Genomic DNA, 12,485 nt, shown 5'->3' with positions numbered 1-12,485 from the left:
ATTGCCTGTATTAGTTATCGTTATATGGTTTATATTGAGCTCTCTAAACATCTGGTCCACCTATATCTTACCAACACCGTATATGGTTTGGTCCGAGTTTATAGATTGTATTGTATCAGGACTCATATGGAAACATGTAGGAATGAGCTTGTTGCGGGTTGTACAGGGCTTTTTATTGGCTACTATTATTTCTATACCACTCGCCATTGTATTGACGGCTAGTCACCGCATGCGCACGCTTTCATCAGGTATGATTGAATTCTTTCGACATGTTCCGCCATTAGCGTTGTTACCACTATTAATTTTATGGTTAGGGATTGGTGAAAGCTCTAAAATTGCCATTGTTTTTCTTGCAACAGTGTATCCTATTTTTCTAAATGCTCTCATGGGCTTTAGTGAGGTAGACAGAAAGCTCGTTGAAATGGCACATCAATACGGCTTATCCAAGAAACAAATTTTTCTACATGTTACTATTCCTTATGCCATACCTTATATTATCAGTGGCCTTCGTATCGGCTTAGGCTATAGTTGGCGATCCTTAATTGGTGCTGAAATGATTGCCGCATCTTCAGGCATCGGGTACTGGATTCTAGATGCACAAACAATGGCCCGTTCGGATATCGTCATTGTTGGTATCATCGTAATCGGTTTGTGCGGCATTATCTCTGATGCTCTGTTTAAATGGATTACCAATAGAATGCTGTCAAGATATATGACTGGTGGTGATGGATATGGCTCCTAGTTTACATATTAATAATCTTAGCAAACTGTATAGGGGCGAACACAATGTCTTAGTTGGACTACACCCCTTAGAGGCAACATTATCATTGCAGAAATTAATCTGTGTTGTAGGTAAAAGTGGTTCTGGTAAAACAACATTGTTACGGTTGTTGTCAGGGCTTGAAGAATCTACGAGCGGCACATTTTTTGTTGATGATATGGATCTTGATGTGGTACAACGATCTATGGCTTTTGTATTTCAAGAACCACGATTGTTGCCATGGCTTACGGTGCGCGAGAATATGGCTTTCTCAAAATATGGTGGAATTACGGTTGATGAGTCAACGATTGATTACTATATGAAACAATTAGGGTTACAGCAATATGGTTCATTCTATCCAGCTCAATTATCAGGCGGGCTTGCACAACGGGTAGCATTAGGACGTGCTTTTTGCAGTAAAAAGAATATTCTCTTAATGGATGAACCATTTGGCGCACTTGATTATTTTACACGACAACAATTACAGCGTGATTTATATGACTTGTATGTAAAAGAATCTATGTCTATAGTGATGACTACACATGATTTACAAGAGGCATCCCTTCTAGGGGATATTGTTATCGTCATTAATTCAAATGGTAATCATGAGATTGTAGAAAACCCCATTGTAAAAGATGAGCGATGGGATGAGGATGTACATGTTTTGGAACGACGTTTTACATTTATTGAAAAATTACAGTCCATGATTGCCAACGATTGATGAGCATATATGAATTTATGAAAGGAGTTTATATGAAGTATTCTATTCGGAAAATACTTACCCTTTGTTTATGTTTAATTACTGTGCTATTTGTAATGGCTGGTTGTGGTTCTGAACAATCAAGACAAGAACCAAAGGATTTACATTTAACCTATGTAAAATCACCTCTAAATATTCCGTCCATCATTGAAAAACAAAATGGTATTATGGAGAAGGCTTTCAAAGAAAAGAATATAGGTGTTACTTATTCGGAAATTACAGAAGGGCCTAAGCAAACAGCAGCGTTAGAATCCGGCGATATTGATATTGCTACCGTATTGGGTGGCACATCTGCGATTTTAGCAAAGGCGAATGGCGCCGATATCAAGATTATCGGTATGTATAGCCGTGCACCAAAAGCATTTGTGTTGATTACTAAAAATCCTGATATTCAATCTGTTAAGGATTTGAAGGGGAAGAAGGTGATGGGACCTAAAGGAACGATTCTACATCAATTGTTATTAACTGCATTGGATAAGAATGGTATGACTGCTAATGATGTAGAGTTCATAAATGGAGGCATTCCACAAGCGGCCAGTGCGCTCGATTCCGGTGATGTAGATGTAGCCATGGTAGCGGGCCCTGTAGCGTTAAAAGCTATTCAACAAGGTGCTCGCGTTGTTGTAAGTGGCGAAGGCTATATTGATGGCTCCATTGTTATTGCAACAAGTGGTAAGTTTGCTAAAGAACATCCTGAGTTGATCAAACAATATATGGATACACATAATCAAACCGTTCAAGCTTATGAAAAAGATCCAAATTCTTACTATGATATTGTGGCGAAAGAAACGGGCTTAACGGAAGCCGATGTGGCTACAATGGCCCCTTGGTATAACTTTGATACGACAATCGCCGATTCAGATATTAAAAGTTTGGAAGCATCACAGGATTATTTAATCTCTATAGGTATGATTCCTAGTGATAAAAAGGTAGATATTCAATCCATGATTTTACATTAATAATGGAGCGTATTGCTAACCATTAATCGGTACAAATGAAAGACCGCTTAATGACGCGTGATATTTCATCCTTTTTTCTGGGCGTCCAGTAAAGGGGGGATATCAGCGTGCATTAAGCGGTCTTTGTATACAAAAAAAGAAGGTCATCCATCGGATAACCTTCTTATATATGGCGGAGAGACAGGGATTTGAACCCTGGGTACGGTATAACCGCACACATGATTTCCAATCATGCTCCTTCAGCCGCTCGGACACCTCTCCACGTATTCTGTTATGTAACAGGTACTTGTATAGTATATGAAAAAGTTAGATTTATGTCAAGAACAAAATAGTAGAATTATCATAGTTTCATAAGAGTTTTAAAAAGCCGCCCCGAAGGACGGCTTTTAGTATGTATATTATAATACTTCTTTGATTTCTTGTGCATCGATAGATGCTTTGATATCGTCTGCCATTTTTTCGATTGATGGAATATCTTCTTCTTTCAAAGAGGATTTGATATCAAGTGGTTCGGATACGATTTCAATATCTTTGAAGTCGTTTTCGAAGTGAGCAACCATTGTTTTCATTGCAGCAGAAGCCCAGGAATGGTTACCGATGATGGATACCTTATGATTTTGAAAGTTAAGCGCTTTTAACTCATGGATGAAGTTTTCCATAGTAAGGTATAGGTTCAAGTTATAAGTTGGTGCAATTGTTACCAAGTTTGTATATTTCCAAGCATCAGCGATGATGTAGGAAGCATTAGTTTTGGAAACATCGTAGATTTTAATATCTGTAACACCGCGTTTAGACAATTGTTTAGCCAATTGTTGAGCAATGTCACGAGTGTTGCCATACATGGAACCGAAGGCGATAACAACGCCTTTTTTCTCAGCTGTGTAGCTGGACCAGTGTAAGTATTTGTGCAAGATATATTCAATCGTTTCAGGTGTACGCCAAATTGGGCCATGAAGTGGCGCAATGCGTTTAATTTCAAGGCCGGAAACCTTGCGAATTGCATTTTGTACTTGAGGACCGTATTTACCAACGATGTTTGTGTAGTAACGACGAGCTTCATCTTCGTATGTTGCTACAAAATCAGTTTGGTCAGCAAAGATGTTGCCATTGATTGTACCAAATGTACCGAATGCATCAGCAGAGAACAATGTACCTGTAGATTTTTCATAAGTACAAGTTACTTCTGGCCAGTGAACCATAGGCATTGTGTAGGATACAAGAGTATGTTTACCTAAGCAAATTTCGTCGCCTTCTTTTACTGTGTAATATTGATCAGGCTTTGGTGTGCGGTAGAATTGCTCGAACATGCGGAACGTCGTAGCATTACCAACCATTTTACAATTTGGATAGCGTTCCAATGTTTCTAACAATGTTTGACAGTGGTCAGGTTCCATATGGTTTACGATGATGTAATCAAGATCACGACCATTTAAAAGGTGGGATAAGTTGTCAAAGTATTCTTCACGAATTTCTGCATCAACAGAGTCTACAACGCAAGTTTTTTCATCATCGATGAAATAGCTATTGTAGCTTACACCATTTGGAATAGGGAATAAGTTTTCAAAACGTTCAGTTGTCCAGTCATTACTACCAATCCAGTAGATATTATGGGTCATTTTTTGAGCACAATGCATAGTAATATCCTTTCCTTACACATATGTATATACATAACTAACCTCATCCATATGATGACGGTTTAATTAATTATATTGACATCTTATAATACAGTTTTTTTCGAAAAAAATCAATATATCGATATATGTCAATGTGTTATAACTATGATAACTTTCACATATTAGAATGTGTATTGTGAAAGTTTGCAAATATAGCCCATTCCGAAGAATGGGCCATATAGATTATTTAAAGTATTTTACGCCGGATGTGAAGATTGGCATTTCTAAGTTGCCTGGAATATTTTTACTAATATCTGCACCACAGCGTTCGGAGTGCGCCATTTTACCAAATACGCGGCCATCAGGGCTATAAATGCCTTCGATAGCAGCTACGGATTGGTTAGGATTAAAGCGTCCATCCATGGATGCAATACCATCAAAGTCGACATATTGTGTAGCGATTTGCCCAGTTTTATTGAATTCCAATACTTGTTGTGGGGAGGCGATAAAGCGACCTTCACCATGAGAAATAGGAACCATATAAATTTCGCCAGCCTTAGCTTCGCACATCCAAGGCGATTTTGTAGAAATAACCTTAGTGTTGGCCATACGGGATACGTGACGTCCAATGGTATTGTATGTCAAGGTAGGGTGATCCGCTGTTAATGTTTCAATATGGCCACCAGGTAATAGACCTAATTTAATCAACGCTTGGAAACCGTTACAGATACCGAGAACGAGACCATCTTGTTTATAAAGTAGGTTTTCGAGGCCTTCTGCAAGATATGGGTTGCGGAATAGGGTAGCCATGAATTTACCAGACCCATCTGGTTCATCGCCGCCGCTAAATCCACCAGGGAACATAAGAATTTGAGACTCTGCTAATTTAGCTTTGATTACGTCAATAGATTCTTTTAATTGTTCTGGCGTTTGATTGCGAATAAGTACGATGTCTGCAATAGCACCAGCTCGTTCAAAAGCACGAGCGGAATCGAATTCACAGTTAGTGCCAGGGAATACAGGGATAAGTACCTTTGGTTTAGCACCTAAGGAGGTACTGCGAGGCTTTGCGTGTTGATCGTGAATGTAAGCTACCGCTTCACCAGTACCGGATTTTGCTTCCAATGGGAATATATCGGATAATGGTTTTTCGTATGCTTTTTCGATTTCATCAAGTGTTACAGATTGGCCGTTCCATTCGATGACAGGTTTGTCTTGGGTAACTGCAATAACGCGAACGTCGGACAATTCAAGTAAATGGTTAACCGCTGTAATATCTACTTCTACGATGAAAGAACCAATAGCTGGTTGGAAAATAGCTCGTTCTGCATATTTGTCGAATTTAACGCCAATTTTATTGCCCAGAGCCATTTTGGAAACCGCTTCAGGGATGCCACCCTGGTCTACTACATAGGCAGAGTATACGCGACCTTTTTCGATTTCTTCTTGTAAGATATCACAATTTTCCTTGAAGTGATCCCAGTCAGGTGTGTCATTGTATGTACGAGGTACATCAAAGTATACGAGTCGATGGTTAGGGCCTTTTAAATCTTGGCTTACAATATTTTTGACAGGAGCTGTTACAGCTGCGAAGGATACGAGGGTAGGAGGTACCGTTAAATCCATAAATGTACCACTCATAGAATCTTTGCCGCCAATGGCACCAATCTCAAGTTCTTTTTGCGCTTTGTAAGCACCTAGAAGTGCTGCTACCGGTTTACCCCAAGATTCTTTGGAGTGTAAACGTTCAAAGTATTCTTGTAAAGTAAGGTATGCATCTTGACGACGACCACCGAGTGCCACAAGTTTTGCAACGGATAAAAGCACGGCATATTGTGCGCCATGGTATGGACTCCAAGCGGACAATTCAGGTACAAAGCCATGTGTCATGATACTAGCAGTTGTTGTTTCACCGTGAAGAACTGGTAATTTTGCCACCATACCTTGGGTAGGTGTTTTTTGATATTTACCACCAAATGGCATGAGCACTGTATTGGCCCCAACTGTGCTATCAAAGCGTTCAACAAGGCCTTGTTGAGAAGCAGTGTTTAATGTAGATATTGCTTCGAGCCATTGATCTTTGAAATTGTCGGCACTTGCAGAACCACGGCGGAAATAAGATTTTTCAGTAGGAGCTGTCACTACAGCTTCTTGTTGTTGACTCGCTCCATTTGTATTTAAGAAATCACGACTGATATCGACAATTGTTTCTCCGCGCCATGTCATGATGAGGCGATTTGTATCGGTTACATCGGCAACGATTGTGCATTCAAGATTTTCTTCATCGCAATACTTCATAAATGCATCAACATCGGTTGGTGCAATGACGCAAGCCATACGTTCTTGGGATTCGGAAATAGCGAGTTCTGTACCATCAAGACCGTCGTATTTTTTAGGTACTAAGTCAAGGTTGATGGTAACGCCATCTGTTAGTTCACCGATGGCTACGGAGACACCACCAGCACCAAAGTCATTACAACGTTTGATGAGTGTTGTAACTTCAGCGCGACGGAATAGGCGTTGGATTTTACGTTCTGTAAGGGCATTACCCTTTTGAACCTCTGCACCACATGTAGCGAGGGATTCTAATGTATGTTCCTTAGAGGAACCGGTAGCACCACCGCAGCCATCACGACCAGTTTTACCACCAAGTAGTACGATAATATCACCTGGTGTTGGTACTTCGCGGCGCACTTGATTGCGCGGTGCAGCACCGATAACGGCGCCGATTTCCATGCGTTTTGCAACATAACCTGGATGATAGTATTCTTTGACTTCACCAGTGGCAAGACCGATTTGGTTGCCATAGGAGGAATAGCCACGTGCAGCTTCAACAGTGATTTTCTTTTGTGGTAGCTTGCCTTCTAGGGTATCGGCTAGTGGTGTGCGAGGGTCACCGCTACCAGTAATGCGCATAGCTTGATATACATAAGAACGGCCACTTAAAGGATCGCGGATACAACCGCCAAGGCATGTAGCAGCACCACCGAATGGTTCGATTTCAGTTGGATGGTTATGTGTTTCATTTTTGAATAGCAAGAGCCATTCTTCTTCTTTGCCATCTACATCAACAGGAACGATGATGGTACATGCATTGATTTCTTCGGATTCATCAAGGTTAGTAAGACCTCCTGCATGACGCAATTCTTTTACAGCTAATGTGGCCATATCCATGAGAGAACGAGCTTTCACCTTAGTTGTATATAATAAATTGCGACCTTCAGTGTATTCTTCGAGTGCTTCCTTAATTGGTTCTGTGAAACGGCTATCTTCGATAGTGATATCTGTTAGCTCTGTCATAAATGTAGTATGGCGGCAATGGTCGGACCAGTATGTATCGAATAATCGTATTTCTGTAATCGTCGGATTGCGTTTTTCTACATTCTTGTATTGGTCTTGAATTAATTTGATATCCGCCAACGTCATAGCGAGACCATAGTCGCTAATCATATGTTGTAGAGCTTCTTCTGTCATTTCTGTAAAACCGTTGATGATAGCAACATCTTCAGGTTCTTCGAGCTTAAGTGCCAAGGTATCTGGTAATTCAAGGCTGGCTTCTCTAGAGTCAACAGGATTGATGTAATAGTGTTTGATGGTATTTTTTTCTTCGTCTGTGAAAGTACCTTCTATAACGAAAACTCGAGCACAACGAACAGTATGACCTGTTGTAAGTGTGAGCATAGAAATACATTGCTCTGCACTATCTGCACGTTGATCATATTGACCAGGTACATATTCGATGGCAAAGACAAAAGCATTGTCAGGAATATCTAATGTTTCTGCTACTAAATCAACAGGTGGTTCAGAAAAAATTAAATGTTTAGCTTTTTGTAATGCTTCTTCGCTAAGATTTTCCACATCGTAGCGTTCATAGATTTGTACGGCTGTAGCTGGTACGTGTAATTCTTGCTGTAATGTAGCTAATACATGTGCTGCCTCATTAGCAAAAGCATCACGTTTTCTTACAAATAGTCGTTGAATAGCCATATAGCCTCCTGTAATATGCAGAATAAATGAGTTCTGGTGTTGACAAGATAAGTATAGTCGGTCTAGACTTATAAGTAAAGATAATCTTACTTATATAAAGATTAATGCTACTTATAAATATGAAATTTTCATGAAGGTCATAAGACCAAAATTTCATAAACCGTAACAATAGTATCTTGTTTTGAGTAAAAAGTAGAATATTAATAATGTATTACTATACTATTAGTATATAACAGAGGAGGATAAAATGGCAGTATCAGCAGATCTATATAGATCTTTTTTAGGAGTAGGGTTGTATTTGTCATTTTCTCGTGCTGCAAAAGAACTAGGTGTTTCGCAGTCCGCAATTAGTCAAAGTATTAAACAATTAGAAGGGGAGTTAAAGATGCCCCTTTTTGTACGCACCACGAAATCAGTTGCCTTTACGCCAGAAGGTAAAGAATTGTTTGATACTGTAGCTAAAGCTTTTTCTATTCTAGATAATGGGATTACGCAATTACAAGAACGGGTAAATCAAGCTTATGAAAGCTTGAACATTGCCGCTACAGATACATTATGCCGTCATTTTTTGCTACCATACTTTCACAAATGGCAATTACAAGAAAATCAAATCGGTCTGCATATTATCAATAAACCATCTCCTGACTGCGTAGAATTAGTCATCAATAAAGAAGCACAATTAGCAGTGGTTAATGATTATGAAGGCTTGCGCAGCAACACACAACTAGAGGTTACTACACTAGCGAGCATTCAAGATATCTTTGTAGGTGGCCATGAATATAAAGGGGCGGGTTTCTTTGACCAAGGTCGCTTGCTCAGCGAGCCTATGTTGTTACTACAAAAGGGTACTGCTAGCCGTACATTCTTTGATGAAGTTACACATGGCGCATGTAGTAAACCGCGTTTTGAATTGAGTAGTGTAGACGTTCTTCTTGATTTAGTGGAAATCAATATGGGGATTGCTATGCTGCCAAGTAATGTGGTGCAAGAAAAAATGCAAGAAGGTACTGTCGTAAAAATTGATACAGATATTCCTGTGCCCACGCGAGATATAGTACTTGTTCGGTCGCGTCTCGTTCCACAATCCGAAGGCGCTGCTAGATTTACAAATTTATTGACTAATCGTGAAGATAAACGAGACAAAGTTTTATAAATATGAATTACAAACACACTTTATTCTTTTTTTCAATAAAGTGTGTTTTTTTGTTGACCCTAAGCGTTGATTTACGTTAAAATTTAAAGATAGTTATGCGGAGGTAAAACGAAATGGAATTATTAAAACAACGCATTCGTGAAGAAGGTATTGTCTTAAACAATCGTGTATTAAAAGTTGATGGTTTTTTGAATCACCAAATCGATCCACATTTATTTAAAGCTATTGGTAAAGAAATTGCTGACCGCTATCGTGATGCTGGTGTTCAACGTATTGTTACCATTGAAGCATCTGGTATTGCCTTGGCATTGATGGCTGCTCTTGAACTAGACGTGCCATTAGTATTTGCTCGTAAGAAAAAATCTATTCTTATGGTCGATGATGTATATCACTCTGTTGTATATTCTTATACAAAAGAAGAAAATTATGACATTACAATTTCTAAAAAATTCTTGCCAGCAGGCGAAAAGGTTTTAATTATTGATGACTTCTTGGCCTCTGGTGAAGCAGCTATGGGGCTTGCTAAACTTGTAAAAGATGCAGGCGATGAAGTGGTTGGTATGGCAATTGCTATTGAAAAGTCTTTCCAACCAGGTCGTGAACGCTTAGAAAATGCTGGTTTCCGTGTTGAATCCTTAGTGCGCATCAAAGAATTTAAAGATAATAAATGTGTTTTTATAGAGGACTAGTCCTATAGTTTTTTGCGGAGAGAGGTAGAATAATGAACGTAAAAGCTGAGAAATTTGATGTACTAGTAGCGGACATTGAAAAATCTGGTAATACATGGTTTACAAAGGATGTTATTGAAGGCGATGAATACAATACGGTTGTATACCATGGTCGTTTAGAAATTCATGGTAATTCTTTACCTGTTTTTATCGTGTTGGATGATTCTGTATTCTCCTATATTCGTGTTGCAGTTACAACAACGAGCATTACAGATGCAGCCATTAAAAAAGTATTGCCTAAATTGAATGAGCTTAACCAACAATTTAAAGTGACAAAATACTATGTAAATGATGAAGACAGCAATATTTACACTGATATTTCTGTGCCATCTACAGCTGAAACATTTGAACCAGCAGTATTGGTTAATCTTATGTTAGAGGTTATTAAACCGCATTTAGATGAAGTTCATCCAGAAATTTTGAAAATTGTAGGACAAGCAAAATAAGAGGTTAGTATGAATCCTAAAGCATTAGCCTTTGATAAATTTATGAAGGCAGAAGAAGTAACGGCTTTTGAGCGCAAAGATTTTGATGATGAAGATGGTACAGTTGTATATCGATCCTATATTAAATCACCGCTTTGGGATATGCCGATGTTCGTGATCTTAGATAATAGTATTTATAGTGTTATCCGTTTAGTGCTTGGCCCTGAAAAGGTTACTGCCCGAAATATGGCGGCTATCAACGCATTGATCAACCGTGAAAATGCAACGTATAAAAACTATAAATTTTATATTGATGAACAAGACTCTACATTGTATTTAGATTGCGTCTACATGTGTGCTAATGATGAGTTTATACCAGAGTTGATGTATGCTTTAATGACGTCGATTGTGGATTATATTCCTGAGGCCGTTGGCGATTTAAAAGCTGCTTTTGAAAGCAATGTACAATAAAATATGATATTCCTTATACGATAGTATATCGTGTGAATAGGGAATAGAATACAAGGGACTTCCATACCTATGTGTGGAAGTCTTTTTTTATCAATGTACATTCGTATATAATAATTATTATTCGTATCACACTGTGTAATTTTTAATATAAGCACTATATAGTTCGGAATACAATGAACGATTATAAAAACTAATATAATTATTATTCGAAAAATGATTGACCGATACAAATTGGTCTGATACAATTTAGATACAGATAAGGAGGCGTTATCATGAAGAGACATATAAACCTAACATCCGTTACTATTATGACTATTTCTGCTAACGCTATCAGTGCGTAAACTCGGCCTTTTTAGGTCGAGTTTTTTTATTAAGGAGGAACAATGAAGGTTGGCATTATCATGGGCAGTAAATCTGACCTAGACACGATGAAAAAAGCATCTGCTATATTAGATGAATTCAATATTCCTTATGAAATGGTGATTGCTTCTGCGCATCGTACACCAGAGGCTGTTAAGTCTTTTGTGGAACGCCTTGAAGCAGAAGGAGCAATCGCCTTTATCGCAGGTGCAGGCGCTGCAGCCCATCTACCTGGAGTGGTGGCAAGTTTTACAACCGTACCTGTTATCGGTATTCCTCTTAATGCGACAGCATTAAAGGGCATTGATTCCCTCTTGGCAATCGTACAAATGCCGTCTGGTATGCCAGTAGCAACAATGGCCGTAGATGGTGCAAAAAATGCTGCATTATTTGCAGTACAAATCGGTGCTACTTTCAACAAGGAACTAAAAGAAAAATATGTTGCCTATCGCAAAGATATGGCTGACAAGGTTTTAGCAGATAATGCTGCATTACAAGCAGAATTAAATAAATAATTATTACATAGGAGGATTACTATCATGGCTAATATCGATTTGGAAAAATTAACACTTTTATACGAAGGCAAAGCAAAACAAGTGTATCAAACAGATGACAAGGAAACATATATTGTTCACTACAAAGATGATGCCACTGCATTTAATGGTGAAAAACATGATACTATCCTTGGTAAAGGCGTATTGAATAATAAAATTTCCTCATTCTTCTTTGAATTATTGAAAAAAGAAGGCGTTCCAACACATTTCGTTCGTCGTGAAGATGACCGTAACCAAACAGTATTGACGTTGAACATTGTTCCTCTAGAAGTTATCGTTCGTAATATTGCTGCTGGTTCTATGGCTAAACGTTTTGGCATTGAAGAAGGTACGCCTCTTAAACATCCAATTCTTGAATTCTGCTACAAAAATGATGAACTTGGCGATCCATTTGCCAACGAATCTCAAATCACAGCTCTTGGCTGGGCTACGCAAGAACAATTGGATAGAATTTCCGAAATTACTATGAAGGTTAACGATATCCTTAAAAACTTCTTGGCTACTAAGAATGTAACATTAGTCGATTTTAAACTTGAATTTGGTACACATAATGGAGAAGTATTGCTTGGTGACGAAATTTCTCCTGATACATGCCGTTTCTGGGATGCCACAACAGGTGAAAAACTCGACAAAGACCGTTTCCGTCGCGACCTTGGCAATATCGAAGAAGCTTATAAAGAAATGTTATTCCGCTTAACGGGCGAACGTGCATAAC

11 protein-coding genes and 1 tRNA gene are annotated in these 12,485 nt (G+C 38.7%); 9 read left to right on the top strand and 3 right to left on the bottom strand.

Going from position 1 to position 12,485, the window contains the following annotated elements; all coding sequences use genetic code 11:
- Window positions 1-175 precede the first annotated feature (175 nt).
- From HMPREF1151_RS07680 to HMPREF1151_RS07670, 3 genes are read left to right on the top strand one after another with little or no spacing between them, the layout of a single operon-like run.
- Window positions 176-742 carry an ABC transporter permease gene (locus tag HMPREF1151_RS07680; protein ID WP_198002255.1) on the top strand — a complete coding sequence of 189 codons (567 nt, stop codon included), beginning with the start codon at window positions 176-178 and terminating at the stop codon, window positions 740-742.
- Window positions 732-1,481 (top strand): ABC transporter ATP-binding protein, encoded by a 750-nt coding sequence (locus HMPREF1151_RS07675; RefSeq protein ID WP_050988786.1) that lies wholly within the window; start codon window positions 732-734, stop codon window positions 1,479-1,481. The genes HMPREF1151_RS07680 and HMPREF1151_RS07675 overlap by 11 nt, the downstream gene beginning before the upstream one ends.
- 32 nt (window positions 1,482-1,513) lie before the next feature.
- A complete protein-coding gene (locus HMPREF1151_RS07670) occupies window positions 1,514-2,479 on the top strand; it encodes an ABC transporter substrate-binding protein (RefSeq protein ID WP_009661642.1) in 966 nt (321 codons plus the stop codon).
- Window positions 2,480-2,649: 170 nt separating this feature from the next.
- Here HMPREF1151_RS07670 and HMPREF1151_RS07665 read toward each other — a convergent pair.
- The 3 genes from HMPREF1151_RS07665 to HMPREF1151_RS07655 all read right to left on the bottom strand — a co-directional run bounded on the left by HMPREF1151_RS07665 (window position 2,650) and on the right by HMPREF1151_RS07655 (window position 8,079).
- A tRNA-Ser gene (locus HMPREF1151_RS07665) sits at window positions 2,650-2,740 on the bottom strand.
- A 137-nt stretch (window positions 2,741-2,877) separates the two neighbouring features.
- Window positions 2,878-4,113, bottom strand: coding sequence for an FprA family A-type flavoprotein (locus HMPREF1151_RS07660; RefSeq protein WP_009661646.1), 1,236 nt, complete (start codon window positions 4,111-4,113; stop codon window positions 2,878-2,880).
- Between the two features lie 222 nt (window positions 4,114-4,335).
- Window positions 4,336-8,079, bottom strand: a complete 3,744-nt coding sequence (locus tag HMPREF1151_RS07655; protein WP_009661629.1) for a phosphoribosylformylglycinamidine synthase — start codon at window positions 8,077-8,079, stop codon at window positions 4,336-4,338.
- A 247-nt stretch (window positions 8,080-8,326) separates the two neighbouring features.
- On the opposite strand from HMPREF1151_RS07655, the gene HMPREF1151_RS07650 reads away from it, so the two are divergent.
- The 6 genes from HMPREF1151_RS07650 (at window position 8,327) to purC (ending at window position 12,484) form a co-directional block, all read left to right on the top strand.
- Window positions 8,327-9,232 (top strand): LysR family transcriptional regulator, encoded by a 906-nt coding sequence (locus tag HMPREF1151_RS07650; protein ID WP_009661630.1) that lies wholly within the window; start codon window positions 8,327-8,329, stop codon window positions 9,230-9,232.
- Window positions 9,233-9,345: 113 nt separating this feature from the next.
- Window positions 9,346-9,921 carry a xanthine phosphoribosyltransferase gene (locus HMPREF1151_RS07645; protein ID WP_005380212.1) on the top strand — a complete coding sequence of 192 codons (576 nt, stop codon included), beginning with the start codon at window positions 9,346-9,348 and terminating at the stop codon, window positions 9,919-9,921.
- Window positions 9,922-9,953: 32 nt separating this feature from the next.
- Window positions 9,954-10,406, top strand: coding sequence for a hypothetical protein (locus HMPREF1151_RS07640; RefSeq protein WP_009661657.1), 453 nt, complete (start codon window positions 9,954-9,956; stop codon window positions 10,404-10,406).
- A gap of 9 nt (window positions 10,407-10,415) precedes the next feature.
- A complete protein-coding gene (locus tag HMPREF1151_RS07635; RefSeq protein WP_009661635.1) occupies window positions 10,416-10,856 on the top strand; it encodes a hypothetical protein in 441 nt (146 codons plus the stop codon).
- Between the two features lie 383 nt (window positions 10,857-11,239).
- Window positions 11,240-11,731, top strand: a complete 492-nt coding sequence (gene purE / locus HMPREF1151_RS07630; RefSeq protein WP_005377732.1) for a 5-(carboxyamino)imidazole ribonucleotide mutase — start codon at window positions 11,240-11,242, stop codon at window positions 11,729-11,731.
- Between the two features lie 24 nt (window positions 11,732-11,755).
- Window positions 11,756-12,484: a phosphoribosylaminoimidazolesuccinocarboxamide synthase gene (gene purC, locus HMPREF1151_RS07625; protein WP_005377738.1), complete on the top strand. Its 729-nt coding sequence runs from the start codon at window positions 11,756-11,758 to the stop codon at window positions 12,482-12,484.
- The last annotated feature ends 1 nt before the right edge of the window (window position 12,485 follow it).

Source organism: Veillonella sp. ACP1 (assembly GCF_000286635.1).
GTDB lineage: Bacteria > Bacillota > Negativicutes > Veillonellales > Veillonellaceae > Veillonella > Veillonella atypica.
Note: the sequence above shows the minus strand (reverse complement) of the source record. Positions and strands in the feature narration are given on the sequence as shown.